25 protein-coding genes and 3 pseudogenes are annotated in these 25911 nt (G+C 48.4%); 13 read left to right on the top strand and 15 right to left on the bottom strand.

Features of this window, described 5'->3' with window-relative positions:
• Positions 1-76: 76 nt before the first annotated feature.
• Positions 77-1315 (top strand): GGDEF domain-containing protein, encoded by a 1239-nt coding sequence (locus P4S53_RS00730; RefSeq protein WP_337110920.1) that lies wholly within the window; start codon positions 77-79, stop codon positions 1313-1315.
• Positions 1316-1395: 80 nt separating this feature from the next.
• On the opposite strand, the gene P4S53_RS00725 is transcribed toward P4S53_RS00730, so the two are convergent.
• The 7 genes and pseudogenes from P4S53_RS00725 to malE form a co-directional block, all read right to left on the bottom strand.
• The gene (locus P4S53_RS00725) at positions 1396-1554 is read right to left on the bottom strand and encodes a hypothetical protein (protein WP_337110919.1); all 159 of its coding nucleotides are present in this window, start codon (positions 1552-1554) and stop codon (positions 1396-1398) included.
• Positions 1547-1825, bottom strand: a pseudogene (locus P4S53_RS00720) (HlyD family type I secretion periplasmic adaptor subunit); the annotation flags it as partial. The gene P4S53_RS00725 and the pseudogene P4S53_RS00720, both read right to left, overlap by 8 nt.
• A 246-nt stretch (positions 1826-2071) precedes the next feature.
• Positions 2072-2602 (bottom strand): annotated as a pseudogene (locus P4S53_RS00715) (ATP-binding cassette domain-containing protein); the annotation flags it as partial.
• Positions 2574-3266 (bottom strand): hypothetical protein, encoded by a 693-nt coding sequence (locus P4S53_RS00710; protein ID WP_337110918.1) that lies wholly within the window; start codon positions 3264-3266, stop codon positions 2574-2576. The gene P4S53_RS00710 and the pseudogene P4S53_RS00715, both read right to left, overlap by 29 nt.
• A gap of 457 nt (positions 3267-3723) precedes the next feature.
• A complete protein-coding gene (gene malG, locus P4S53_RS00705) occupies positions 3724-4614 on the bottom strand; it encodes a maltose ABC transporter permease MalG (protein WP_337110917.1) in 891 nt (296 codons plus the stop codon).
• A gap of 11 nt (positions 4615-4625) precedes the next feature.
• Positions 4626-6167 (bottom strand): maltose ABC transporter permease MalF, encoded by a 1542-nt coding sequence (gene malF / locus P4S53_RS00700; RefSeq protein WP_337112030.1) that lies wholly within the window; start codon positions 6165-6167, stop codon positions 4626-4628.
• A gap of 106 nt (positions 6168-6273) precedes the next feature.
• Complete coding sequence (gene malE / locus P4S53_RS00695) at positions 6274-7455, bottom strand: maltose/maltodextrin ABC transporter substrate-binding protein MalE (protein WP_337110916.1); 1182 nt, start codon at positions 7453-7455, stop codon at positions 6274-6276.
• Positions 7456-8056: 601 nt separating this feature from the next.
• Between malE and malK the strand changes: the two genes are divergently transcribed.
• Positions 8057-9166, top strand: coding sequence for a maltose/maltodextrin ABC transporter ATP-binding protein MalK (malK, locus tag P4S53_RS00690; protein ID WP_337110915.1), 1110 nt, complete (start codon positions 8057-8059; stop codon positions 9164-9166).
• 252 nt (positions 9167-9418) lie between these two features.
• Positions 9419-9604 carry a hypothetical protein gene (locus P4S53_RS00685; RefSeq protein ID WP_337110914.1) on the top strand — a complete coding sequence of 62 codons (186 nt, stop codon included), beginning with the start codon at positions 9419-9421 and terminating at the stop codon, positions 9602-9604.
• A 6-nt stretch (positions 9605-9610) separates the two neighbouring features.
• Here the strand turns inward: P4S53_RS00685 and P4S53_RS00680 are convergent, their stop codons facing one another.
• The 3 genes from P4S53_RS00680 to P4S53_RS00670 form a co-directional block, all read right to left on the bottom strand.
• Positions 9611-9982, bottom strand: a complete 372-nt coding sequence (locus P4S53_RS00680; RefSeq protein WP_337110913.1) for a hypothetical protein — start codon at positions 9980-9982, stop codon at positions 9611-9613.
• A gap of 158 nt (positions 9983-10140) precedes the next feature.
• Positions 10141-10710, bottom strand: coding sequence for a hypothetical protein (locus P4S53_RS00675; protein WP_337110912.1), 570 nt, complete (start codon positions 10708-10710; stop codon positions 10141-10143).
• The gene (locus tag P4S53_RS00670) at positions 10688-11557 is read right to left on the bottom strand and encodes an RHS repeat-associated core domain-containing protein (protein ID WP_337110911.1); all 870 of its coding nucleotides are present in this window, start codon (positions 11555-11557) and stop codon (positions 10688-10690) included. Before P4S53_RS00670 ends, P4S53_RS00675 begins: the two co-directional genes overlap by 23 nt.
• 538 nt (positions 11558-12095) lie before the next feature.
• Here P4S53_RS00670 and P4S53_RS00665 point away from each other — a divergent pair.
• The 4 genes and pseudogenes from P4S53_RS00665 (at position 12096) to P4S53_RS00650 (ending at position 17263) form a co-directional block, all read left to right on the top strand.
• Positions 12096-13334 carry a maltoporin gene (locus P4S53_RS00665; RefSeq protein WP_337112029.1) on the top strand — a complete coding sequence of 413 codons (1239 nt, stop codon included), beginning with the start codon at positions 12096-12098 and terminating at the stop codon, positions 13332-13334.
• Between the two features lie 82 nt (positions 13335-13416).
• Positions 13417-15366: a glycogen debranching protein gene (locus P4S53_RS00660; RefSeq protein ID WP_337110910.1), complete on the top strand. Its 1950-nt coding sequence runs from the start codon at positions 13417-13419 to the stop codon at positions 15364-15366.
• Positions 15367-15488: 122 nt separating this feature from the next.
• A complete protein-coding gene (locus tag P4S53_RS00655; protein ID WP_337110909.1) occupies positions 15489-15866 on the top strand; it encodes a hypothetical protein in 378 nt (125 codons plus the stop codon).
• A 12-nt stretch (positions 15867-15878) separates the two neighbouring features.
• Positions 15879-17263: pseudogene (locus tag P4S53_RS00650) on the top strand (class II fumarate hydratase).
• 68 nt (positions 17264-17331) lie between these two features.
• Here P4S53_RS00650 and P4S53_RS00645 read toward each other — a convergent pair.
• Complete coding sequence (locus tag P4S53_RS00645; protein WP_337110908.1) at positions 17332-18126, bottom strand: EAL domain-containing protein; 795 nt, start codon at positions 18124-18126, stop codon at positions 17332-17334.
• A gap of 289 nt (positions 18127-18415) precedes the next feature.
• On the opposite strand from P4S53_RS00645, the gene P4S53_RS00640 reads away from it, so the two are divergent.
• The 3 genes from P4S53_RS00640 to P4S53_RS00630 all read left to right on the top strand — a co-directional run bounded on the left by P4S53_RS00640 (position 18416) and on the right by P4S53_RS00630 (position 20407).
• Positions 18416-19120, top strand: a complete 705-nt coding sequence (locus P4S53_RS00640; protein WP_337110907.1) for an HAD family hydrolase — start codon at positions 18416-18418, stop codon at positions 19118-19120.
• A gap of 178 nt (positions 19121-19298) precedes the next feature.
• Positions 19299-19841, top strand: coding sequence for a cytochrome b (locus P4S53_RS00635; RefSeq protein WP_337110906.1), 543 nt, complete (start codon positions 19299-19301; stop codon positions 19839-19841).
• Positions 19838-20407: a YceI family protein gene (locus P4S53_RS00630; protein ID WP_337110905.1), complete on the top strand. Its 570-nt coding sequence runs from the start codon at positions 19838-19840 to the stop codon at positions 20405-20407. Before P4S53_RS00635 ends, P4S53_RS00630 begins: the two co-directional genes overlap by 4 nt.
• 70 nt (positions 20408-20477) lie before the next feature.
• Here P4S53_RS00630 and trpS read toward each other — a convergent pair whose 3' ends face one another.
• Together trpS and P4S53_RS00620 are read right to left on the bottom strand one after the other, a co-directional pair.
• A complete protein-coding gene (trpS, locus tag P4S53_RS00625; RefSeq protein WP_337110904.1) occupies positions 20478-21476 on the bottom strand; it encodes a tryptophan--tRNA ligase in 999 nt (332 codons plus the stop codon).
• A gap of 350 nt (positions 21477-21826) precedes the next feature.
• Complete coding sequence (locus P4S53_RS00620) at positions 21827-22003, bottom strand: hypothetical protein (RefSeq protein WP_169449967.1); 177 nt, start codon at positions 22001-22003, stop codon at positions 21827-21829.
• Between the two features lie 304 nt (positions 22004-22307).
• Between P4S53_RS00620 and P4S53_RS00615 the strand changes: the two genes are divergently transcribed.
• The 3 genes from P4S53_RS00615 (at position 22308) to yjjG (ending at position 24415) form a co-directional block, all read left to right on the top strand.
• Positions 22308-23213: a chemotaxis protein gene (locus tag P4S53_RS00615; protein WP_337110903.1), complete on the top strand. Its 906-nt coding sequence runs from the start codon at positions 22308-22310 to the stop codon at positions 23211-23213.
• Between the two features lie 117 nt (positions 23214-23330).
• The gene (locus P4S53_RS00610; protein WP_337110902.1) at positions 23331-23636 is read left to right on the top strand and encodes a hypothetical protein; all 306 of its coding nucleotides are present in this window, start codon (positions 23331-23333) and stop codon (positions 23634-23636) included.
• A 104-nt stretch (positions 23637-23740) separates the two neighbouring features.
• Positions 23741-24415, top strand: a complete 675-nt coding sequence (gene yjjG, locus P4S53_RS00605; RefSeq protein ID WP_337110901.1) for a pyrimidine 5'-nucleotidase — start codon at positions 23741-23743, stop codon at positions 24413-24415.
• A 139-nt stretch (positions 24416-24554) separates the two neighbouring features.
• Here yjjG and P4S53_RS00600 read toward each other — a convergent pair whose 3' ends face one another.
• Positions 24555-24719 carry a hypothetical protein gene (locus P4S53_RS00600; protein WP_162836569.1) on the bottom strand — a complete coding sequence of 55 codons (165 nt, stop codon included), beginning with the start codon at positions 24717-24719 and terminating at the stop codon, positions 24555-24557.
• 275 nt (positions 24720-24994) lie between these two features.
• Positions 24995-25855 (bottom strand): HTH-type transcriptional regulator HdfR, encoded by an 861-nt coding sequence (gene hdfR, locus P4S53_RS00595; protein ID WP_337110900.1) that lies wholly within the window; start codon positions 25853-25855, stop codon positions 24995-24997.
• Positions 25856-25911: the final 56 nt, after the last annotated feature.

The following is a 25911-nucleotide window of genomic DNA, read 5'->3' as shown; positions in this document are numbered from 1 at the left end:
TCGAGTGTAAGCATTCAAATGTGTTGGGATTAAGCATTAAGTTAGCTATGATATCTCCTTGATAGGGAATATTGTAATGCATACACTCTCATTTTCAGTATTTAGAAACGCCAAAATGCGTTTCGCTTTGCCTTTGGCCCTTGTGGCAGGCACTTTTGCGGCTCATAGTGACATCGTTGCTATCATGTCGCAGCACGTTGATGTTTTGCTGCTGCTCCCCTATATACTCTTGAGTTTGGTCATGATGCTGTGTCAGCCATTCAACCAAAGTAAGACAGGGATCAGTGCGATGCTGATGCTGCTTGCCTACTACCTGATCCAGCAAAACCTTCAGGCACCACTTTCTCAGTCGCAAACCGGGCTGACGTATATTTTACTGGCAGTACTGCTGCCGCTTAACCTGTTCCAACTTCACTTCATTCCTGAAAGGCGGCTTTTCTCGCGCTTTGGTTTGATCTACCTCAGCGTGCTGGGCCTGCAGCTTTGCTGGGGCTGGTTACTGATAAAACACGTAAATCCTGAACGTTATAACGCCACCTGGCAGATGTATTTTTATACCTTAGGTGAGTATTCGCCGTTGCCTTTGCTCTTGATTACAATGATTGTGGCTCTGGTTTGTGCCAGCGCTTCTATTATTCTGAAAAGAAATCAAGGCTATGATCAGGCAACCTTCATCTGTCTGTTGTTTACCGGGCTAACGCTATTTCAGTTCCAGCAACCCTATATTTCCAGTATTGCCTTTACAGCCGCTTCCAGCCTGCTATTGCTGAATCTGATTTCCTGTTCGCATGAATTGGCTTTCATAGATCCGCTAACCGGCATACCCGGACGCCGGGCAATGGAAACTGAGTTGAAGCACCTTGGCCGTACATACACACTGGCGATGCTGGATGTCGACCATTTCAAGAAATTCAATGATAAATTCGGACATAAGACAGGCGATGATGTCCTGCGTTTAGTTGCACAGCTACTCCTGAATATCAATATCAAAGCGGATGTTTACCGTTTTGGTGGTGAAGAGTTCACTATCTTAATCAAGGGAAAAACCAAAAATCAGTGTCTGGATGCGCTTGAAGAATTGCGGGAAGCCATAGCAAGTTACCCGATGCACATCAGAGATTTTGAGAAACGGCCTTCTGATGATGAAGACGGCAAACGAAAACGCGGGAAGAGCAAGCAATCCGAAGTCGTACAAATTACCGTCAGTATTGGTGTTGCAGACAGCCTGGAAGACTCCAGAACCGCTAATGTGCTAAAAGTGGCAGACAAAGCACTGTATAAAGCGAAGCAAAACGGCCGAAACCAGGTTGTATAACATACCCGTCTCCTTCTCTGTGTAAGAGCGTAAGCACCTTATCGTTTTGATAAGGTGCTTACGTCGATTCCGTCCAGTACCTACTTATAACCGCCGACAACCATAGGCAATACCGAGTAGCCAATTGCATTGATATCGCGACTGATCTGATCGTTCATTTCATCATGGCTGCTGAGAAACTGGGTAGCCAGATATTGATCACTGCCGCAATCCACCAGCTTAGAGAAATTTGGCGGCACGAAAGCGGGTATCGTCCAGTATCATCAACAGCTGGCCTTTAGTCACCCGGTCGCCTGACTCACTAATACCTGCCTGATAATCCCGCCTTCCAGGCTCTGAATCTTTTGTACCGAGAGTGTGGGAACCACTTTTCCTTCCCCCACCACCACTTCATCCAGCCTGGTCCAACTGGCCCAGATCAGGGTTGTCGACACAGCGCACACATAACCAGATCAGTTTTCGGGATCGGTAAGCCTGACGATTATTGGACCACATGATCTGACTACTCATGCTGACCCCTTTCACGATGCTGACGGAACGAATCCGGCTGTTTTGCCTGCTTTCGTGAAGGGACAAAATGTCCTGCGGCTTCCCGTCGGCCACCAGCTTGCCTTTATCCAGCACCAGGATACGATCACAGAGCGACAAAAATGATGACTGATGGGAACAAATAACGATGGACATATTCCTCGGTAAATTCTGGAGACTGCGAAACAGTTGTGCGGTGGCCTGTTTGTCCAAGCCTGTGGTGGGCTCATCCATCAGCAGCAAAGAAGGATGGCGATAAAATGCCCTGGCGATAGCAACCGCTTGTTTCTGACCGCCAGAAAGATGCCGGCCATTTTCACCGACCTGGGTTTCCAGGCCCTGCATCAAACGCGGCATGTAGGCATTTAATCCGGAAAGCTCAATCGCATTTTCCAGCCGGGTTTCATCAATGACGTCATTACCAAAGGTGATGTTTTCGTAAACGGTACCAAAGATAAATCCTGGCGTTTGCCCGACTCAGCCAACCGCATTGCGTACCGCGCTGGGAGGCCACAAATTGGCGTCCAGTTGCTCGTAGTACATCTGCCCGTGTGTCGGTTGTAATTGTCTGGCGATGAGCGCCATCAGGGTGGATTTTCCCGACCCCGCATTTCCAATGATGCCAAGCCGTTCGCCAGCTTTCACACTGAAGGTCAGTTTTTCCAGGACATCAAGCTCTGAACCCGGGTAACGAAAACTCACGTTATCAAAGGCGAAACTGCCTTTAAATTCACCGCGGTCTATCACCTGATGAGGCATCAACGCGGTTATCCAGCACATCGGTGGCAACGGCATAAACGTCCAGCGGGCCTTCGGCAAGGACGCTCAAATCAACATTGTCAATCTCGTACCTTTCATCCTTGGCCCTTGCTGATAACGACAGTGTTTTTCCGTTCACATCGGTGACAGTGACGGTAATTGTCCACCCGTCACGGATGTCGATGGCCTCACCACTGATCGTGACCGAGGGCACTTCAAACCGGTTCTCGTAACCATCACCACCGTCATCAATGCGCACTGTCAGTTTGGCTTCTGTGCTTAACAGATTCAGTACACCGTCGGTCGGGGAATTGGCTTCAGCCCGGTACAATGTCGGTTGAGTGTCGAAACCGGCTTCCGGCAAAACTTCAGGTAAGTCTGGCGCGATATAAGTGACAAAACCCGCGCTGTCGCTGGAGAGATCCTGGCTATTATCGGAGGAGGCTGGCGGGGATGATACAGGTGTATTCATATCAGCAGACGCAGGCGCGGAGGAGTCAGGATCCGACTCGCCCACTTTCACGGCTTGCTCAACCTGACCGGTATCTTCTACCAGCGTGATGGCTGGATCCATCTGCTCATCTGGTGCCAGTCTTTGCCAGCTTCCGTCTGGCATCACTTTCCAGATGACACCCTCAATCTCAATATAAAATATTGGATCCATTCCCTGCTCCTGAAGCCTGATTCGCCAATAACAACACGTTTACATAAAAACGAGTCGCATATTAGACTAATATTCTCAGCCACAAACACAAGTAAAATTATTGCAAGCAAAAAAGTTCAATATCCAGAATTCACTGAATGAATAAAAGGCATATTTTTCAGATGGGTATTCGTGCAGAAATAATCAGCAGGAACATCAAAAATGGTTGGGTAAAAGCCTGAAAAAGGCCATAGAGATTATGATGGTATTGGCTGTGTCAATAATAAAAAGCCCAGTGAGAACACCGGGCTATGGTTACCAATCAAACCACTGTCTGTTAAAAAACAGAGAGAAGGTCCAGCTATGCAGCAACGCCAATAATGTGAGAGAAGTGACTTAACAGATCGGCGGCCAAACCAAAGCTAAGTATTCATCTCGGGAGTGGCCTGCACCTAAGTGAAAGCAGGCCTGTTTATAGTTATCCTTTTACCCCTCCGGCAGTCAGACCACCGACAAGAAATTTCTGAGCCAGCAAAAATACCAGAGTAATCGGTAATGCGGACAAGACAGCAGCAGCTGCGAAGTCACCCCACAGGTAATTTTGCGGATACAAATATTGCTGCATTCCAACAGCTAATGTGTAGGAATTTACATCACGTAATAACAAGGATGCAACAGGAACTTCGGTTACAGCGGCAATAAACGAAAGAATAAACACGACAGACAGGATAGGTACAGATAACGGCAGTAAAACCAGTCTGAATGCCTGCCACGGACTCGCCCCATCTAAGGCTGCAGCTTCTTCCAGTGAATTGTCGATGGATTCGAAATACCCTTTAATTGTCCACACGTGCAGCGCAATCCCTCCCATGTAAGCAAAGATCACCCCACCGTGAGTATTCATGCCAAGAAACGGAACATAAGCGCCCAGGCGGTCGAACAATGCATACAGTGCTACCAATGCCAAAACTGGCGGAAACATCTGTAATATCAGCATAGCACGCAGAATTTGGCTTTTACCGGCAAAGCGCATTCTGGCAAAAGCGTAAGCGCAAGTTGTGGACAATGCCACAATTCCGATGGCAGTGAGCCCGGCAACTTTCACAGAATTCCAAAGCCAGGTCAGTACCGGAAACGGCGGCAATGTTTTACTGCCATCGGCATGTTCGACGGCAATCCCTAACGCCAGTTTCCAGTGTTCCAGTGACGGGTCACTTGGGATCAGTTCACCAGAGGCATAATTCCCTTCCCGGAAGGAAATAGCGACCACCATCAGCAGCGGCAACATGATCAGCGCAAGAAAGCACCACATTGCAATATGCGTCGCCCAGACGCGATATTTTAAAGATTTCGGTTGTACCATCGCCATGAGTCTTCCCCTTACTCAGCATCCAGTTTTGTAAATTTCATATTTAGTAACGACAAACCGCCGACCAGCAAGAATATCAAGGTCGCAATTGCCCCAGCCAGACCAAAATCCTGTCCGCCCGCACCTTCAAAAGCAATGCGATAGGTATAACTCACCAGCAGATCGGTATGGCCGGCAGGCACGCTGGTGCCCAGCATATCCGGCGCGCCGTTTGTCAGCAGCTGAATCAATACAAAGTTATTAAAGTTAAAAGCAAAACTGGCAATCAAGAGTGGCACCATAGGTTTCACCAGCATCGGCAGCGTAATGCGGAAGAAATTATCCAGCGGGCCGGCACCGTCCATGGCGGACGCTTCATATAAATCATCGGGAATGGCTTTCAGCAGGCCCATTGCCAGAATCATCATATAAGGGTATCCCAGCCAGGTGTTCACAATCAGAATCATGGTTTTGGCCAGGAACGGATCGGTGAACCATGACGGGCTCAAGCCAAACAGACCTTGCAGTACCTGATTAATTTCGCCAAAACTCTGATTAAACAGACCCTTGAATATCAGAATCGAAATAAAGGCGGGCACGGCATAAGGCAAAATGAGCAGCACGCGATACAGGCCACGCCCTTTCAGGGCTTCCCAGGACACCACCTGCGCCAGGACCACACCAACGGCCAGCGTGAACACAACCGTCAGAGCCGAGAACAGGATGGTCCAGATAAAGATGCTGACAAAAGGCCCCTGAATACCGGGATCGGTAAATATCCGGGTGAAGTTATCCCAGCCGCTGTTGACGATAAAGCCCGGCGACATGGAGTCACCGATAAACTGCCCTGCCTCGTTCACTTCCTGATAATAACCCGTCTCCCAATTGGGTTTGTACACCTGCTTGGTTTGCTGGTTGATCAGTGTTTCACCATCGTCCTGCAGTGCAAAAAGCGACTGACTGGCGGCAAACTTACGCAAGCCCGACATTGTCAGGTTATCGCCGTTTGGCAGGCTGACGACCAGGGCACTCAGTTGCTGACGGTTCTGAATCACTGTTTTCAGAGGTGCCGCATCTGTCGACGGCTGCTGGGACAGAGACAGGCTTAACGATTCAGGCAATGCCTTCAGGTCAACCGGTTCACTCAGATACCAACCATCCTGAGTATTGAGCGCTAACTGGTAGCGCCCCTCTTCGCCATACAGCGAAAAGCTATAGCTTTCACCGGTCTGAAAGGACTGTTCCATTAACACTGACTGGGCGCGCTGAAAGCTGAGTTGGTTGCTCCCGCTATAGTTGGTGAATGAAAGGCCAACGGTATACACGAGAGGAAAGATGATAAACAAAATCATCCCAGCGACACCCGGATAAATATAGCGATGCGCATAGGTGCTCTTGCGGGCAAACACATACACGCCCAGCGCAGTCAGAATAAGGGTCAATAATGCAAACGCATATTCAGCACGTGCATACATCAGTATGGTGGCATAACCGTTTATGGCGCTCACTCCGCCCAGCGCAGCCCACTTGAGCCAGGTTCGCAGGGCAGGTTTGTTTTTTGAGTTCATGGTCATATCGGTAGCGTCAAGGGCCAGTTCGGCAACAGGATGAGACTGCATCAGCGTTCCTCGCAGTACGTCTGAGGAAGGAGCAAGCAGGTGCTTGCTCCGATAGGTAAGTTTACTTGGTCATTCGATCAGCAACAGTATTTAATGCGTCTTCCACAGACTGACGCCCGTTAACCACATTGTTAATCGCTGCTTTCTCTGCATACCAGAATGAAGACATCTGAGGGATATTCGGCATAACTTCACCGTTCATCGCATTCCCCATGGTTGCGGAAATACGGGCATCCGAGCTCAGCTCTTCCTGGAATGAGTTCAACGCAACCGCGCCCAGCGGTGTGTCATTGTTGACGGTACGCAGGCCGTCGTTCGTCAGCAGGTAGTTTTCAAGAAACTCAACAGCCAGATCTTTGTTTGGCGAAGCAGAGCTGATACCCGCGGTCAGTACGCCAACAAATGGCTTGGACGGGTTGCCATTCAACTTCGGCAGCATAGCAACGCCGTAGTTGATGCCTGCTTTATCAATGTTTGCCCAAGACCAGGGGCCATTGATTGTCATCGCCACATCGCCTTTGTTAAAGCCGGCCTCAGCGATGGCATAGTCGACATCTGGTGCAATCACACCTTTATCAACCAGGCTCTTCACAAAGCTCATTGAACGTTTGGCACCTTCGTTGTTGACACCAACATCTTTCGCGTCGTAGCCGGAAGCTGTGAATTTAAAGGCATAGCCGCCGTCAGCTGCAAGCAGGGGCCAGGTAAAGAAGGGTTCTTGCAGGTTCCACATGATGGCGCGTTTACCTTGCTTTTTCAGCTCAGCATCCAGGGCAACCACATCTTCCCAGTTCTTTGGCGGTTCAGGCAGTAAGTCTTTGTTATAAATCAATGATAATGCTTCTACCGCAACCGGATAACCTACGTACTTACCGTTGTACGACACGGCATCCCAGGTAAAGTCGGCAAACTTGCTGCGGTAAGCATCAGAAGGTTTCACTTCTGTCAGCAGGCCGGCCTGAGCATAGCCGCCAAAACGGTCGTGTGCCCAGAGTACGATATCCGGACCGTCGCCGGTTGATGCCAGCTGAGGAAATTTCTCCTCCAGCTTATCAGGATGCTCAACCGTGACTTTGATGCCCGTGTCAGCTTCAAACTTTTTACCCACTTCAGCCAGGCCGGTATAGCCTTTATCACCATTAATCCAAATCGTGATCTGACCTTCTTCAATGGCAGCATACGCTGAGACAGAACTGAGTGCGGCAAGGGTAAAGAGTGCGACAGTACTGAGGACTTTCTTCATTGTTATATCCTTCCAGATGGTTATCGTTGCGTTTTCAATCGGCAACACATTTTCCAGCCTCTATCATCTATCAGTCATTCCTATGCAGCATCATCCCAAGCGCTACGCCCCCCATCATGCAAAGTGGAAATCGTGATCCTTATCATTTACGAGGGTGACCCAGTTCAAAAAACAATAACCATTCGTGACAGAGAGCACATACTACTTGCAATGATTTCAACAGGCAGCATGAGGCCTGAGAAAATGTGATCTGAATACTCCTCCCCCACTCATCCCCCTGAGAAGAATAGTTCAGGGAGGATGTTGTACACAGCTGTTTTCCGCACAATGGTATCGACCTCAGCAAGGCTTGAGCGTGTTCAACGGTAAACTGTCTTTTTATTGTTGACTGTTGCTGCATGAAGCAACATTGATGTCCACCACTTGGCATCGTCACACCTGCGAGAATGTTGGGGAAGTCATTTTCGCAGTTTACGGGTAGCAGCCACTCCAATGCCGCTGTACTTTGGGCGCTACCCTGTTTTTTCTACACCGACTTTACTGGTACGCAGAATGGCATCTACCATGGTGCGGGCCAGAGATAAACAGAGAGGGAAGCCAGATGGCGAGTGTCACTTTACGCAATGTTAGTAAAGCTTATGGCGATAACCTGATTTCAAAAAACGTCAATCTGGATATCGCTGAAGGAGAATTTGTGGTGTTTGTCGGGCCATCAGGCTGCGGTAAATCCACGCTGTTACGCTGTATTGCTGGTCTGGAAGACATTACCTCCGGGGATTTATACATAGGTGAACAGCGCATGAATGACATCCCACCAGCCCAGCGCGGTGTGGGGATGGTTTTTCAGTCTTATGCGCTCTATCCACACCTGAACCTGTTCGACAATATGTCGTTCGGCATGAAGCTGGCCAAAGCCGATAAAGCAGAAATCCGTAAGCGGGTTGAAAACGCTGCTGACATTCTTCAGTTAGGCCACCTGTTAGACCGTAAGCCCAAATCTTTGTCTGGCGGACAGCGCCAGCGTGTCGCAATTGGCCGTACTCTGGTCGCGCAACCCAATGTTTTCCTGCTGGATGAACCTTTGTCCAACCTGGATGCATCACTTCGTGTGCAAATGCGGATTGAAATCGCCAAACTGCATAAGCAACTGGGCTGCACCATGATCTATGTGACCCATGATCAGGTAGAAGCCATGACAATGGCAGACAAAATTGTAGTGCTGGACGGCGGTTTCGTCTCTCAGGTGGGTAAACCGCTTGAGTTATATCATTACCCTGAGAACCGCTTTGTCGCCGGCTTCATTGGTTCACCGAAAATGAATTTCATCAGCGTGTTTGTCGAGCAGGTTGAAAAAGAACGTGTGATGGTTCAACTGGCGAACGGCACCACATTCTGGATTCCAGTCGATGGCACCACTGTCACCCGCGGGGATCGTATGTCACTGGGCATTCGTCCTGAACACCTGCTTTCTGGTGATGAAGGGGATGCCACAGTCGAGGGTGATATTCAGGTGGTCGAAAAGCTGGGCAACGAAACTCAGGTGTATCTGAACCTGAAAGGGGTTGATGCCGATTTCGTTTACCGCCAGCCTGACATACTGGATGTCGATGCAGGCCAGGTGCTCAAAGTTGGTATTCCGGCGCATCGCTGCCACCTGTTCCATCGCGACGGCAAGGCATGCCGCAGACTCTTCCAGGAATTTGGCGTGTAATCTCAATCCGTCCAGCATCAGTTCATTTGCCTTCACTTTGGCTATAAAACTGAATCCACACCATTTTCACCGCTAAGCACCGGGAAGCCAGTCATGCTTCCCGGTTTCTTTATTTCTCATACTTCTAATACGCAGCAAATCTATACAAGATAGAAATAAACTGGTGGTAGAATTTACAGTATGCTTGTTAGTGGAACGTGTCAGGAAGACACTGACTGGCACTGTGTCACAGCGATTGAGCCGGAGGTCACAATGAGTATCCGAGAACGCATTGAAGACATTGAACTACGCCTCACAGCCGCCTATCAGGAGGGAGATTATCAGCAGGTAAGAATGCTTGAACACCAACTGAAAGAAATTCGTGGCCAGCGCAGTATTGTGGATGACAAAGAACCTTACACCCCGGAAGGTCGCTTCTATCCCGATGACGGGGAGTGATTACCCTCAGTCATATTTCCTCAGCCCGGCCAGATGATGGCCGGGCGAATCATAACCAGAATTCACCAGCATTTCTGGAAATGGCGGGTCTGAATTAGCTGGAAAGATGCCAAACACATAAACGGCTTCCAACGTCCCGGTATCCGCTACATAACTTAAGTCATCACATTCGAATTGGCACCGGTAGGTATAGTCTTTCTGCCCCTGAGGCCCACTTTCACGAAGTAAAGTGTTCCCCAGCCAGTCAAACTGCGTTTGTTCACCATTGACGGTTTTGCTGATCCGGCGTCCCAGAGGATCATAAGTATAGGCAGCGGTCACTTCGATGCTGGATTGCAGTATGGTTTCACCATTTCCGGCATCTTCGTTGGTAACCAACTAAACGTTCTGCGTCATTGTAGGTGAAGGTTTCAATGCTATTGTTTAATTAGAGTGTTTCGCCAATATCGGTCTTATCTAGATTATTTGTTTTTTTAAATTAATAACTAAATAACTCTCACCATCAAATATCCCAAGAATAATAAAATTCAATTTTTTCAACATATTAGAAAAAAATTATTCATATCATCTACATTGCCATTTGAATTAAAACATTCGAATAAAACACATACAAAGTGCCAACTTAGCTTGGTTGCGTAAATCAATTCAAGTAAATCTTTATCTGAATCAACCATCTGTTTACTTATATAATGATAGGCATCGCCATTATATAAAAAACCCCGAGATTTAAAGTCATTTATTTCATTTTCACTCGCCATTACATCATCAAAAACACAACACAAATCATTCCTTTTTATTAAATCATAAATAAATAATGACAGCCAATCACTTGAATCAACAACTTTCACTATTCCAGAGTCATTTTGATTATCCTTTGAATTCACATTAAACACACCACCCGAACTGAGATTTATCTCAGAAATAGCATTAAAATTCTTAGGTACAATTACGTAGCATGGATAAATATTATTACTTATTTTTTCAATCAAGCTCTTATAAAACTCATTACTATCATTTAAGTAGCTACTAATATATTTTCTGACTATTTCAATATCAACATTAATAATATCAATGTTAATGTTATTATTTTGGTTTAACTGTTCCATCTGGATAAATCCTCCACCCTGGACCTTTCCTATCATTTAAATCCCAATGCGGACCAACAGGCTCACCATGATCAAGATCAGGATCAGGATGTAAACTCTCTGGACCATTTGGGTTCTTATAACCTCCATATGGACCACCTTGAGGTTCTTTTCCCTTCCAAACCCATTCCTCACCGTCTTCACCTATAGGAGACTTTGTTGGATCATCAAAGTCAAAATCAGGAATAGGACAAACATTGGAGTCACCGGTACTCCCCTCCTCATTATTATAAACAATCCAATCAATTAAGGCAGCTCCTCCTATGGCTATACCGTACCCTACCCATTTGGGCCAAGCTGCATCTGTTGGATCTGGTATCGCTGTATCTGTGCTAATCCAGCCACCAACAACAGCAACTGCAGAATGACCTAAAGGATCAACATAATTTAGTGGGTTCCCAACCACATAAATAAATGGATTTACCCCACCAGTAAGCCCTATTGGATCATACTGAACATATCGTCCAGTTCTAGTGTCATAGTCCCTAAATAAATTATAACTTAGCCCTGACTCAGAATCGTTGTACTGCCCAGGTAACCCGATATTCAACAATATAGGTTGTGGTATTGATTCCAAAGTAACCCCAAACGGACTCCTCGCCTGTTGCCAGATCAGGTTTTGTGCCTGAATCAGCCCGACCGGGGCGGACAGGTGATCACTCAGCACATCTGCAACCTGCCCATCTGCATCAACAGTAACGGGGGCATAACCTGTGGCGCCGTAGGTATAATCTTTCTGACCCTGAGGACCAGATTCACGGAGTAAAGTGTTCCCCAGCCAGTCAAACTGCGCTTGCTCACCATTCACGGTTTTGCTGATCCGGCGTCCCAGAGGATCATAAGTATAGGCAGCGTCAAACCTTCAATCCGATAACAAACGAATCAGTTACAAACAGCACTCATGTTTTTGTTCACCGACACGATTGACGGACGATTGCTCTCCTCCCGGACAAAGCGTGATCTCACTATCCATTTTTAACCTGGATAACATCGCATTGGTGAAATTTTGTGATCAGATGTTCAAAAAATACGCTTGAACCTATGTTTTTGATTCCCCCCTACAAAGTGTGATCCACACACTCAGCCCCCCAGCTCCTCCATAAATCAATCGCTTCAGGGAGGATGTTACGTCTTTATTGCAGGCGCAGAATAAAAACATCCACTACGGACGCATCCTGATCAAAAAAAGCACTAGGATTAATTTCATACAGTGCAACGTTGACGAAAGGACGCGCTGATCAGGGTGTGCATTATCTGTACCTGAACACTCTGATTACTGCTTTCGGCGGAGCCGAAGGCAAACAAGATAATAAAAACGCATCCATCAAGGAGTTTAAGCAATGAAACTGAACAAAATCTGCCTGACAGCCGCTGCAGTCTCCGCAGCACTGATGTCTGCCGCAACTTATGCAGAAGTGGACTTTCACGGTTATATGCGTGCGGGTGTCGGTGTGAGCGGTGAAAACGGTTCAACTGTCGCTTATGAGAAAAACAAAGTCGGCCGTCTGGGCAACGAAAATGACGTGTATGGCGAGTTGGGTCTGGGCAAGGAAGTCTACAACGAAAATGGCAAAAGTTTCTATTTAGATTCAATGCTTGCTGTCACCTCAAATGGTTCAAATGACTGGGAAGGAACATCACCTTCTTGCGAAGTCGATAGCAATGACCCATCGAAAGTTAATTGTAAAGATGATTTCACCGCAGCACTGCGCCAGTTCAATGTGGTCGCAAAAGGTTTCATTGCAGGCGATCAAGATGCCGCTTTCTGGGCCGGTAAGCGTTACTACCAGCGCCACGACATCCATATTTCTGACTTCTACTACTGGGACACTTCAGGCGCCGGTGCCGGTCTGGAAAACCTGAGTGTCGGTCCGGGCAAAATGTCTTTTGCGGTCATTCGTGATGATTCCGGCGATGTGAACGTCAACAACTTAGATCTGCGCTATGCCGGTCTGGGCCTGTGGAGCGATGCCAGCCTGGAGCTGGGTGTGAACTATGGCCTGGTGAACGCAACAGACGATCAAGATGCCGCCAGTGATTTCAACAACGGTGTGATGCTGACAGCTGAACTGACTCAAAATGGTTTCCTGAACGGCTTCAACAAAACCGCGCTGCAGTTTGGTACCGAAGGTTACGGTGAGCAAATGGCCGGCCTGGGTGCGGGTCACTACTTCAACGCCACTTCAAACGATGGTGCGCAGGGTTACCGTCTGATCAACTGGGGCGTGATTGCACCTTCTTCTACCTGGGAAATTGGCCACCAGCTGGTTTACGCAAACACCAGCTATGACAGCAAAGATGATCACACAATCATCAGTGCCGTTATCCGTCCTGAATACAAGTGGAACGATAACGTGAAGACTATCTTCGAAGCCGGTTACTACGACGAAGACAATTCTGGCGTCGACAAGTCTGGCAGCAAGCTGACGATCGCTCAGGCGCTGACAGCAGGACCAAGCTTCTGGGCACGTCCTGAGCTGCGTTTCTACGCCAGCTACCTGTCTGATTACGATAACGACAATGCCTTCGGCGCAGGTAACGACACTGAGTACAACATTGGTGCTCAGGTTGAAGCCTGGTGGTAATCAAACACTAATCCTGTGTCGTAAAAAACAGCCAGTCCCAGACTGGCTGTTGTTTTTTTAGGGGATCACAAACGTGTCTTTCATGCAGCAAACTGACGTTGGCTTTGGCGCTACGCTCACGAGCGAAGGCTGCCATTTCTGTTTATATGGGCCGGATGTTCTTACGCTGGCGGTGGTGCTATTCGATAAGGAAGGCATTGCCACCGCACTTCATCGTCTTGAGCGCCAAGCAAACGATCACTGGGCTGTTTTCATCCCGGGTATCGGTGAAAACACCGGCTATGCCTTTTGGGTGACCACGGCAACTGGCTCATCCGCGCAATGGCTGCTTGACCCCCATGCACACAGAGTACAGCATCATCAGGCACGTCATTCTGGCTCTGATCGGGTCGCTGCGCCGGAATGGATAGCCTACACCACTTGCCATGATTTCGACTGGCAAGGATGCGAGCGCCCTGCCATCGCTTTGGAGAAAACCGTTCTGTGCGAAGTGCATGTCAAAGGTTATACCAAAGCCAATCCGGATCTTCCCGCTAACCTGCGCGGCACTTATTCAGGGTTGTGCCACCCTGTTACTTTGGCCCATTTCAGGCAATCAGGCATCACCAGCTTGCAGCTCATGCCGATTGCGGCAAAAGCAGATGAAACGCACCTCGCTGCCAAATCTCTGACCAATTTCTGGGGCTATAACCCGATTGCATGGTCGGCACCAGACGAACGTTTCGCCTCAGTCGATCCGGTGCGAGAGTGTAAAACCATGATTCGCACCCTGCATGCGCACGGCATCGAAGTCATTCTTGATGTGGTCTACAACCATACCGCTGAAGAAGGAAATGGCGGCCCGGTGTATCACTTTAAAGCACTCGACCATCAGAGCTATTTAATGGACGAGCAGGGACTGTTCAAAAACTATACCGGCTGTGGCAATACGCTGAATGTCAGCCACCCGCCCATGCTGCAGGCCATCCTGCAGTCATTGCGTAGCTGGGTGCTGAATTATCAGGTGGACGGGTTCCGGTTTGATCTTGCGGCAACGCTGGGCCGGAACCATGACCACTTTTCGTCAGACTCAGCTTTCTTTGACGCAATACGTAATGATCCGGTGCTCAGCAGCGTAAAACTGATTGCCGAGCCCTGGGACATCGGCCCGGATGGCTATCAGTCAGGTGCTTTTCCGGCCGGCTGGCATGAGTGCAACGACCAGTTCCGGGACCATTGGCGCAGTTTCTGGCTGCATGATGCCCCTGCTGCTGCGGTTGCCCCTCACCTGTTAGGCTCGCAACCACAGTTTCCTGCCCCAAACTGGCCGCATAAATACAGCATCAATTACCTCTGTTATCACGACGGATTCACCCTGCAGGATCTGGTGTCCTTCAATCACAGGCATAATCACCCCAATGGCGAAAATAATCGTGACGGTCATCCTGATAACCGTTCCAATAATCAAGGGACAGAAGGCCTGGCTGCAACTGACGCGATTCAAAAAAGACGGGAAAAGCAAAAACGCAACCTGATGACCAGCTTATTGTTCAGCCTGGGCATGCCCCATCTGTTAGGCGCAGACCTGCATTCGCACAGCCAGCAGGGCAACAACAATGCTTATTGTCAGGACAATGACACCAGTTGGGTAAACTGGTCACTTTCCAAAGAAGCGCACACCTTCAGGATCTGGCTGCAGTCACTGATCCGGCAACGTCAGGCAGTGATGCCCGCGATCATGGCGGCAATGGCAGACAAGACGTCTGCACCAGCCTCAATTCGCTGGCTCACCCCCGCAGGAACAACCATGACTGAGCAAAATTGGGCCGCGCGCCAGCCTTTCTCCTGTCTGGTTCAGGCCGACGAAAACAACGCCCTGCTTTATCTGCTTAACCCTGATGATTATCCGGTACGCTTTGGCTTGCCACCGACACAGGGCAACTGGACTTGTCTGGTTGATACCGCCGAGGAACACCTTTCCGCTCGGAATATTCACCAGTCAGACTGCCTGGTCCGGCCCGTCTCTATGATGATCCTCATCCCGGCATCCTAAAACACAGGCATTCTTCTTATCTCCTACACTTAGGGTCTTGTATAAACTTCAGGCGCAGGCTTGTAACTGAGTCACAATGATGATAATAATTATCATTAAGTTTATTGAGCGTGGAGCGATTGATGAGCAGATCCAGTACGCTGTACCGACAGTTCTTTCTGGCAGAAGAGCGTTTTCTGAATCACCCGCTGATTCCAGGGTTCGAACAGGATGTCATTGTTGACATGACGCAGGCCGGGATGAATCTGGCAGCGTACTACGGGCAACAGAACGCATTGCGCAACCCACTGCTTCAGGAGCTGTTTCTGAGGCGTGTTTTCTTTCATTTGTGCAACAGTGTTGAAGATAAACACCAATCCCGTGTGTTTCGCCGAATTTGCCTGGATTATCTGCATTGCCCCTTACTCGCTCTGAAAAAATGTTATGGCGAAAATCACGTTAATAAATTCCTGTCGCTGAAACAAAGCCTTCTACAGTTACATCATTCCTCCGGATTATAAGGAACCTCGGATATGTCGACATCCTACCGTATTGAAAAAGACAGCATGGGCGAAGTGAACGTCCCGAAAGAGGCACTTTATCAGGCGCAGACCCAGCGAGCCGTGAACAACTTTCCCGTCAGCGGGCTGACAATGCCCGTCCAGTTCATCAAAGCTCTGGCATTTGTCAAACAGGCCGCCGCAAGAAGTAATCTCGACCTTGAGTTGCTGGATTCAGACATCGCCCATGCCATTATCGACAGTTGTCAGGAAATCATTGATGGTCGGCACCTCGACCAGTTTCCGATCGATGTTTTCCAGACCGGCTCCGGCACCAGCTCCAATATGAACGCCAATGAAGTCATCGCCACGCTCGCATCAAAGCGTGCGGGGCATGTAGTCAGCCCGAATGATCACGTCAACATGGGACAGAGCAGTAACGATGTGATCCCAACCACCATTCAGGTCAGCGCCGCGCTGGCATGCCACGAGCAACTGCTGCCTGCGATGGCGCACATCTGTCATACCCTGGATGAGAAAGCCTCTGCGGTCGGCCATATTGTCAAAACCGGCCGGACACACCTGATGGATGCCATGCCGGTCACACTCGCGCAAGAGCTGCTTGGCTGGAAAACGCAGATCGAAAAAGCTCGTCTGGGCATACTGCATAGCCTGGACAATGTTTCTGCATTGGCTCAGGGGGAACGGCAGTCGGCACCGGGATCAATGCCGATCCTAAGTTTGCGGCCGTCTTTGCCAATAACCTCTCAGTAGCGGCAGAAATTCCGTTTACCAGCAGCGATAACTTTTTCTACAACCTGAGCAGCCAGGACGCGATTGTGAGCCTGTCTGGCCAGCTGAAAACCGCCGCTGTGGCCATGATGAAAATTGCCAATGATCTGCGCTGGATGAATTCAGGCCCTCTGGCCGGTTTGGGGGAAATCGAGCTCGAAGCACTGCAGCCAGGTTCATCCATCATGCCGGGTAAAGTGAACCCCGTGATACCTGAAGCCGCGGCGATGGTATCCGCCCAGGTGATTGGCAACGACAGTACGATCACAGTGGCTGGCCAGTCCGGGAATTTCCAGCTCAATGTGATGTTACCTGTGATTGCCTATAATTTGCTGCAAAGTATTGAACTTCTGTCGAATGCCTTCAACCTGCTGGCAGATAAAGCCATTGCCAGTTTCAATGTAAGAGAAGATAAACTGCAGGAAGCGCTGGCGAAAAACCCGATCCTGGTGACGGCGCTTAACCCTGTCATTGGTTATTTGAAAGCGGCCGAGATTGCCAAGAAAGCCTATAAAGAGAGCAGAGATATTCTGGATGTCGCGGAAGAAGAAACCGAGCTGTCGCGGCAGGAGCTTGAGCGTTTGCTTGACCCGCAGAAGCTCACCACAGGCGGTGTTGCCCATTAATATTGAGCATGAATGCCATATCGTTGCTGAGCAGCGTTCAACAGCATCATAAATACCAAGGGTCAGCCTCAGCTGACCCTTGACAGTAAAATCTCAGATAGCAACTGTGGCCGTCCCAGATAAAAGCCCTGGATATAATCTGCCTGTAGCATTCTGGCCACTTTCAATCCCGCTGCATTTTCTACCCCTTCAATCAGCAGCTTTGCGCCAAGCTCCCGGCTAAGCCCGACCACTTTGCGCAAAGGCGACTCTTGGCCGGAGAGAAAATCCGCCAGCAATGAACGATCCACTTTGATGATATCAGGCTGTAGAAAACGGGCTCGGCATTCAGATGAGGCTTTCACACCATAATCATCCAACGCTACCTTCATCCCCTGTGCGCGCATTTGCTGCAATATGTCTAACAGCTCAATATTACTGGAGCAGTCGTGTTCCAGTAACTCAAAAAACACCTGCTCAGATTTCAATCCTAATGCGGTCAGGCGCTGATGAAGCAGTGCGGCAGGCACATTTTTGCTGTGAATCAGCAACGCATCCGGCACCATATTGATAAACAAGGCGTAAGATGCGAAAAACTGAGCAAAGTTTTTCACATGAATCACTCTGGCCAACCTGTCCATGTTGACCTGATCGGTTTCATCATAGTATTCAGGGGCAAAAAAAGGTTCGGTGTTCAGCTCGTCGCCACATTCATTAAACACCCTGACCAGGGCTTCAAACCCGAAAAGATCGCCATTCATCTGGTGAATGGGCTGAAAAGCCGTCTTCAAATGATAAGCATCATACACAGCACTGTAACTGCCATCAGCCTCTGTGGTTAAGTGCCTGTTAATCTCATCCAATGTGGCAATAATTTTACTCACACATCATCTCTTCATACGAAAACGGGAAGGCATACATTGAGCAGGTCGCCTGTTACGGCCTGCGCCGCTAAACAAAAAATGCCGAATATATCGATATTAGCGACCAGAAACTGTCTTAAAATTGAGACATGATAATTTTATGCGATATCCCTCAGGAAAATGTCACAAAAAAGTTAAATTTATGTATTCTGCCTATACTTCTGACTTCAAAACGACACCTGGCTGAAACATTAGTGTCATGATTTACACCTAACCTGTGGCCTTAGATCCAATGAAAAGGAAAAACACGTTGCTATCCAACACACAACCCATCATTAAATTGCCCAATCTTGCCATTTTCGACTTGGATGAAACGCTTATTGCCGCTGATTCTGCTTCACTGTGGATCAGGTTTATTGTCAATAAAGGGCTGGCATCGCCGCGTCTCATCGAACAAGAACAAAACCTGATGAAAGATTACGCGAAAGGCAGTATGGATATGCGGTCCTACATGACTGCGACATTAGCGCCAATTGCAGGGATGAGTACCAGTGAACTGACACCGTTCATCGAAGAATTTATTCAGACATGCATTCGTCCCGCCCTGTTTCCGGCGGCAATTGAGCGTATTGAATGGCATAAACGCCGTGGTGATACCGTCATTATTATTTCTGCAACCGGCGAACATCTGGTCAAACCGATTGCTGAGCTGCTGCAGGTCGATGACGCACTGGCTATCAACCTCGAAACCCAAAACAACACCCTGACAGGGAATACAGTTGGCACCTTAAGCTACAGAGAAGGTAAAGTCGTTCGGTTAGAAGCCTGGCTGGAAGCGCATGCTGGCTCGTTTAATGCGCTGTATTGTTATACCGACTCGATTAATGATCTGCCTCTGCTTCAGGCTGTTGATCATCCTTTTGCTGTGAATCCTGATCCGGCTCTTGCATTACATGCGCAAATGCAGGAATGGACCATCATGAACTGGCATCACGAAAACGACATTCAGCGATAACCTTTCTGTAAGCATATTTTTGCTATTCAGCCCTTAAAAACAGAGGGCTGAAATATCTTCTTACTCTTTTTCGACCTTGTTCAATTTCTTTGACCAGGTTGTTCAGGTTAATACACTGATTTTTGAAATATTTACCACTAGAATAGGTAGGTAGTTTTTAATCAGGGTACCCAAGTACATGAAAAAAGCAGTCAATCATTATGATTGGGTTTCAGTAACCCTGCACTGGGCAAGTGCTGTTGTCATCATTGGACTATTTGCTGTCGGCCTGTGGATGGTCGATCTCAATTACTACTCATCCTGGTACACGGTTGCTCCTCACTGGCATAAGTCAGTCGGTTTAACACTGGCCGCTGTAACCCTGTTCCGACTGCTATGGAAAACTGTGAAGCAACAGCCGGCGATTGAAGGGGCGGCTTGGGAAAAAGCGCTCGCTAAGCTGGCGCACCTGATCATTTATGTTCTGTTGTTCGGTTTATTTGTCAGTGGTTATCTCATTTCAACGTCGGACGGACGCGGCATAGACGTATTTGACTGGTTAACCGTTCCTTCAATGGGCGAACTCTTTCCGGATCAATCCGATGTGGCAGGCGAAATTCACGAGTACCTCGCTTACGCCTTAATCGGATTAGCTACCCTGCATGCGGTAGCTGCATTGAAACACCACTTTGTTAATAAAGATAATACCTTAAAGAAAATGTTGGGAGTTAAGGAAAAATGAAGAAGCATCTTACCGCGTTGAGCCTGGCTGCGGCCCTTGTTTTACCTGGCATTGCGAATGCCGCCGATTATGCCATTGATAACAAAGGCGCTCACGCCTCTGTGAACCTGAAAATCAGCCACCTCGGCTACAGCTGGATCAAAGCACGTTTCAATACCTTTGATGGTACTTTCAGCTATGACCCTGAAAACATTGCCGCTTCAAAAGTTACAGTAAACGTTGACACCAGCAGCTTCGATTCCAACCAGGCTGATCGTGACAAGCACGTTCGCAGCGAAGATTTCCTGGAAGTCAGCAAGTATCCGAAAGCCACCTTTACCAGTACCAAAGTCACAGACAAAGGCAACGGTAAACTGGCTATTGATGGTGACCTGACGCTGCACGGCCAGACGAAACCTATCACGATTGATGCTGAATTTGTCGGCGCAGGTAAAGATCCATGGGGCGGCTACCGTGCCGGTTTCATGGGCACAACCCGCATTGAGCTGGCTGACTTTGGTATTCAGGTCATGGGCACTTCCAGCTACGCAGACATGGAACTGCATGTAGAAGGTGTACGTCAGTAATTCTGACTCCATATTGCTTCAAAAATCCGGCTTTCCCAGCCGGATTTTTTATTTCTGCATTCTGTTTTCTTCAGAACAAGGTTATCCCCAGCGCACGTTTCACATCATGTAGCACCTCGTGGCTAACCGAATTGGCTTTCTCCGTCCCTTTTCTCAGCACATCCAACAGCATGGTTTTGTCTGACAGTAACCGCTCCCTTTCCTGCCGTATAGGTGCCAGCAGGGTTTGTAAGCAATCTTCCAGTATCTGTTTTGTTTCTCCGTCTCCCAATCCGCCCTGACGGTAGGCTTGTTTCAGTGTTTGTACGTAAGCAGGATCCGGATGGAATGCGTCCAGATAGGTAAACACCACATTGCCTTCGATTTGTCCGGGATCTTCAACCCTTAAGTGATTCGGGTCGGTGTACATGGCTTTGACTGCTGCACGTATTTCCTTTGCACTTGCGCCAAGCGTGATGGCCGTCCCCTGGGACTTTGACATCTTCGCTTTCCCGTCCAGCCCTGGCAATCTGGGGACCTTACTGATCAAAGGGCTGCATTCCTCCAGAACCTGCTGCCCTGCAATATGATTAAAGCGTCGGACGATCTCATTGGTCTGTTCAATCATGGGTAATTGATCGTCACCAACCGGAACAAGGCCCGCCCGAAATGCTGTAATATCAGCAGCCTGACTGATTGGATAAGTCAGAAACCCTGCGGGGATAGCCCTGCCAAATCCTCTGGCATGGATTTCATTTTTTACCGTCGGATTACGCTCCAGGCGCGCAATGGACACCAGGTTGGCATAATACATGGCGAGCTCAGGCAGAGCCGGTAATGAAGACTGCAGGCAGATGGTGGTTTTATCTGGATCAATACCCACGGCCAGATAATCGGCCACGACATTCAATATGTTCTCTGCCACCTTTTCCGGTTTATGCCCGTTATCGGTTAACGCCTGTAAGTCAGCGACCAGTATGGTCTGTTGATGGGAATGCTGAAGCGTGACCCGTTGCTGAAGGGAGTCGGCAAAGTGCCCTAAATGTAAAGGGCCGGTTGGTCTGTCGCCCGTAAGGATTTGTTCTTTCATCTGTTTTCCTCAGTGTAGTAAACGCCAGTGGCCACTAAGGAAACATGCATTCAGAAGAAACGTAGTGCATTCATTAGCAGCCAGTATGGCGGCAAATGAACGTGAAAATTCAGTGCCGCTCTGTTAAGAGCGCCACCAACGAATGGAGAGAATAAGCGTTAAGCTGATTATTTTCATACCCAAGACACTAACTGCATATCAGGTTGCTTGCAATCATATTCAGTCAGTTTGCTGAGCTTAGTTTGTAATTAAACAGACAGCCGCAATCCTGCTGACAAGACTGCTGTTACTTCTCATTTTCTGACACATCAATTAAAAAGCCAGAGCGAACCACTCTGGCTGAAAACCCGTTAGCTGGCAGGATACTCGCTTTCTTTTCTCTGACGAGAACGCTTAATTGTCCAGTGCTCATTTGGATCGTAATTTTCATCACACAGGTCGATTGAAAAACCCATATCGACAATTTCTTTCAATGTCAGGTTATCCGCCAGATGGGCGATATCACCAGATCTATTACGTAATTCCATAACCGTACCTATCTCTGTCACCTACTTGATATCCCGTCCCTGATGTGTAACTTTCCCTGAAGCCCTCTCTGTGACTTTAACTATAGCTTCAATAGAAGCAGTACGTGGCTTTCAAGCCACACGCGCTCCGCTTCACAGCGAGCCGGTAAAAGCTGGATCGGTCTCTAATTTCCAGTACTAAGAATAAAATCAATATGATGAATTCCTTTTGCCTGACGCTCAGGCTACTATAATCGGAATACATTTCTTGTCTTCCTCTGTGCAGACATGAGGCAATCCGACGAGTGGATTAAGGGAAGCTGCAATGCTCAAAACCGCAACGAATCAATCTCAGGGGATGCTGCTGTTCAGGCTGAATTCCCGACAACTATTTGCTATCGGCACTTTGAAAGTCAAAGAAATCGTGCCCTTTACGCCATTGACAGCCATTCCGCAGTCCCACCCAACCGTATTAGGCGCAGCGAGCCTGCGCGGCGATACTTTGCCTGTCATCGACATGGCTAAAGCGATCGGCTACCCGGCGCTGACTCAGGAAGAACTCAAGAAATGCTACATCATTATTACTGACTGCCGGCGTAAGCTGGTCGGTTTTTTGGTGCGTGGCATCGATAAAATCACTGAATGTAACTGGCACAACATCGATGCACCGCCGCCATCCCTTGGCAGAAACATCTTTGTTACCGGCGTCACCAATATCGAGAATCAGCTCGTTCAGCTGCTGGATATCGAACTGTTACTTTCTAAAGTCTTTCCTGACTCCCCTGAAAGCCTGCACCCGGTGCTCACGGATGTTCAGCGAGAAACGCTCAGGCCACTGAAAATCCTTCTGGTCGATGATTCGGCTGTTGCACGGCGTCAGCTTTGTCAGGCTATGGACAGTGTCAGCATCCCCTACCACATCGCCACCACAGGGACAGATGCACTGAGAATGCTCAATCAGGCAGCCGATGCAGGCCAGCCATTTGAAATTCTGGTCAGCGATATTGAGATGCCTGGCTTAGATGGCTACGAGTTAGCCTTTGAAGTGCAAAATAATTCAAAGCTTACTGGGACTTACATCATACTCCATACCTCACTGTCCAGTGAGATCAGTGTCTCCCAGGCGCATCAGGTCGGTGCCCATGAAGCGTTGACTAAATTTGAAGCCAATGAGTTAATCCATGCCATGCTTCGCGGTGCGCACCATCACCAGGAAAGCAATGTTGGCTGAAGTTCAAAAAAATTACACCGTTTAGTCCGAACTAACAAAAAACTGACATTCACTGCGGCAGCTATGGCACAGTTGCCGCAACCAGTTTTCTCCAGCTATCAGTAACGGATTAACACCATGTTCAAGCGCATTGTATTCAGTGCCATTATTCTAACCGCCTCCAGCACCGCTTTCGCCAATCCAGAACTGCTCTCTCCCGATGAAGCAAACCTCGGGCATTTTCAGCTCATTGAAACCATTGAGATAAAAGGCGATATCGACGACAGCATCGCCCAGCTTATCGATAAATCACTTGAGAATAAGAACGGGCAATACTATGCCATCGATACCATCAAAGAAGACATCAGAAAGGAAACGCTGACGCTGGTCATCAAGCTCTACAACGAACCAGTGGGTATGATGACCGATCAACTGGCAGCGTAAACTTTCAGTCAACAATGTGTTTCCACTGGTTTTCCCATTTCCTTTTGTTGGGGGAGCGGTAAAAGAGTAGTATGTGTGCCTCTGCAACTTCAAAGGCTTAATGTATGAAATACCAGTGGATTCTGTTTGATGCCGACGAAACTCTTTTTCACTTTGACGCTTATCGTGGCCTGAAGCTGATGTTTTCACGCTTTGAGGTCGATTTCACGCCAGAGCATTTCTCCGAATATCAGCGTGTCAATCAACCGCTTTGGGTTGACTACCAAAACGGCGATATCGACGCACAACAGCTGAAGCATCAGCGTTTTGAATTCTGGGCGCAGCAACTGGGCGTGACCACTGCGACCCTCAACAGTGCCTTTCTCGAAGCCATGGCAGATACCTGCTCTCTTTTACCGGGGGCAGCCACCCTGCTTGAACGCCTCAACCCTCACGTCAAAATGGGCATCATCACCAACGGTTTTACTGAGCTGCAGGATATCCGCCTGCAAAGAACCGGCGTGGAGCATTATTTTTCAACGCTGATTATTTCGGAAAAAGTGGGCGCCGCCAAACCCTCCCCAGTCATCTTTGACTATGCCATCAATGCAATTGGCAATCCTGCACCGAATACAGTATTGATGGTGGGAGACAACCCGCATTCAGATATCCTGGGCGGCATCAAAGCTGGAATGGATACTTGCTGGCTCAATCACCACGATGCGCAAGCACCTGAGGGAATCAGGCCCAGCTATACGGTGCGCCATTTGGATGAGCTGACGAGTCTTTTACTCAATTAAATGGAGTGACTTCAGGTAACGGCGGGAAATCAGTGGCGAAAGGCTTGTTGCCTGTCTGATATAACAAAGCGCACTCATCAGTGCGCTTTTCATGTCTGGCTACCCAAACTGGGGGGCTATGTCGTCAAAAAAGCAGTAATTATTCGTAGTCGAAATCGATGTACTCACCGCTGTCCTGACGCTGACGCGTTGATCGGCGTTTTTTCTTCCGCGCCTGCTGATTGTAATCTAAAAAGTCATCGTTAAAGTCACTCTTGAATTTGGACTTAGACCCTTTGCGGAACTTCTCATCTAACTTTGCCATGCTTGTTTCCTGACACACAACCAGATAAAAACATTGAGTATATAGGCTGCCATGAGTGGCAAACCATCACCACTAAGCATAGGGTAACGATTCAGAAATACACAAATGCTTAGTGTTACAGTCAGGTGGTCAGTTCTATCGCCGTACATAGCCAAAACAGCGATGAAGTGTACTGAACCGACCCCTTCAGCAGCGAGACTAATGCAAAGCCCGAATCTCTGTACAACAAGATATTTTAATCAAGACAATAAAATATTCTGCTTAAAGAAATTAGCCTAGACACGCTCACTGACTTCACTAAACGCGACATCCAGCAAGCTGTTCAGCAGCTCAACTTTTTCATTGTCATCACGCCAGACTAAGTACAAAGACTGCTCCATAACCGGTGCGTTGTTCACCAGGTGCAGTTCACCGGACTCCACACTGTGTGCAATCACGGGTGAAGGTAAATAGCCTACTCCGCCATTATTCAATAAGTGCTCTAATGCCATCTTACTGGAATGAGTATGTAAGATAGGTGTCTTCTGCAGTTCATTGATCCGACTGTGATCAACGGCAAACCGTGTCCCCCAGTCCAGATAAATTAAAGGAAAGTCCTTGATGTCAGACATACCGCAGTCAGACTGATGGCAAACCAGTTGCAGCTGATAATCCCTGACTTTATTCACCATCAGATCGTCAATTTTCGGTGGCTCACTGGTAATCACCACATCCACGCTTTTATTCAGTATTTGTTTGGCCTGAGCCTGACGGGGAACGGTTTCCAGACGTAGCGCCAATTCTGGAATCGCACCATAGATACGGCTGATCCAGTCTGACAGGCCATCAAACTCCCACACTAAGGCGGAAGCACCCAGCGTGATCTGATTATTCCGTGAGTCTGACAATGCCACATCCTGACGCGCCCTGCTCCATGTCTGCAAGATTGCTTCTGCATACGGCTGGAGACGTTCACCTGCCGCAGTCAGGTGAACATTACCGCGTTGGCGTGAAAATAAAGCATTACCTAACTGGGATTCCAGCTGGCGTATCCGGAAACTGACTGCAGACTGAGTCAGATATAAGTTATCGGCAGCACGGCCAAAATGACGTGTTTTCGTCACTTCTAGAAATGTTCTGAGTAGTTCGGTGTCCACAAGTAAACCTACATTATGAAGAGTGGGACTCTGGGTATATATCCCCTTAGCGATAG

The sequence above is a fragment of the Photobacterium sp. Hal280 genome (assembly GCF_037162255.1).
In the GTDB taxonomy this organism is placed as follows: Bacteria; Pseudomonadota; Gammaproteobacteria; order Enterobacterales; family Vibrionaceae; genus Photobacterium.
This window is presented reverse-complemented; position numbering and strand designations above follow the sequence as displayed.

Excerpts from the sequence above, each read along its gene's own strand:
- P4S53_RS00730 (WP_337110920.1), top strand. The coding sequence starts at position 77 with ATGCATACACTCTCATTTTCAGTATTTAGAAACGCCAAAATGCGTTTC.
- P4S53_RS00710 (WP_337110918.1), bottom strand. The coding sequence starts at position 3,266 with ATGGATCCAATATTTTATATTGAGATTGAGGGTGTCATCTGGAAAGTG.
- malG (WP_337110917.1), bottom strand. The coding sequence starts at position 4,614 with ATGGCGATGGTACAACCGAAATCTTTAAAATATCGCGTCTGGGCGACG.
- malF (WP_337112030.1), bottom strand. The coding sequence starts at position 6,167 with ATGACCATGAACTCAAAAAACAAACCTGCCCTGCGAACCTGGCTCAAG.
- malE (WP_337110916.1), bottom strand. The coding sequence starts at position 7,455 with ATGAAGAAAGTCCTCAGTACTGTCGCACTCTTTACCCTTGCCGCACTC.
- malK (WP_337110915.1), top strand. The coding sequence starts at position 8,057 with ATGGCGAGTGTCACTTTACGCAATGTTAGTAAAGCTTATGGCGATAAC.
- P4S53_RS00685 (WP_337110914.1), top strand. The coding sequence starts at position 9,419 with ATGAGTATCCGAGAACGCATTGAAGACATTGAACTACGCCTCACAGCC.
- P4S53_RS00675 (WP_337110912.1), bottom strand. The coding sequence starts at position 10,710 with ATGGAACAGTTAAACCAAAATAATAACATTAACATTGATATTATTAAT.
- P4S53_RS00660 (WP_337110910.1), top strand. The coding sequence starts at position 13,417 with ATGCAGCAAACTGACGTTGGCTTTGGCGCTACGCTCACGAGCGAAGGC.
- P4S53_RS00655 (WP_337110909.1), top strand. The coding sequence starts at position 15,489 with ATGAGCAGATCCAGTACGCTGTACCGACAGTTCTTTCTGGCAGAAGAG.
- P4S53_RS00635 (WP_337110906.1), top strand. The coding sequence starts at position 19,299 with ATGAAAAAAGCAGTCAATCATTATGATTGGGTTTCAGTAACCCTGCAC.
- P4S53_RS00630 (WP_337110905.1), top strand. The coding sequence starts at position 19,838 with ATGAAGAAGCATCTTACCGCGTTGAGCCTGGCTGCGGCCCTTGTTTTA.
- trpS (WP_337110904.1), bottom strand. The coding sequence starts at position 21,476 with ATGAAAGAACAAATCCTTACGGGCGACAGACCAACCGGCCCTTTACAT.
- P4S53_RS00620 (WP_169449967.1), bottom strand. The coding sequence starts at position 22,003 with ATGGAATTACGTAATAGATCTGGTGATATCGCCCATCTGGCGGATAAC.
- P4S53_RS00615 (WP_337110903.1), top strand. The coding sequence starts at position 22,308 with ATGCTCAAAACCGCAACGAATCAATCTCAGGGGATGCTGCTGTTCAGG.
- P4S53_RS00610 (WP_337110902.1), top strand. The coding sequence starts at position 23,331 with ATGTTCAAGCGCATTGTATTCAGTGCCATTATTCTAACCGCCTCCAGC.
- yjjG (WP_337110901.1), top strand. The coding sequence starts at position 23,741 with ATGAAATACCAGTGGATTCTGTTTGATGCCGACGAAACTCTTTTTCAC.
- P4S53_RS00600 (WP_162836569.1), bottom strand. The coding sequence starts at position 24,719 with ATGGCAAAGTTAGATGAGAAGTTCCGCAAAGGGTCTAAGTCCAAATTC.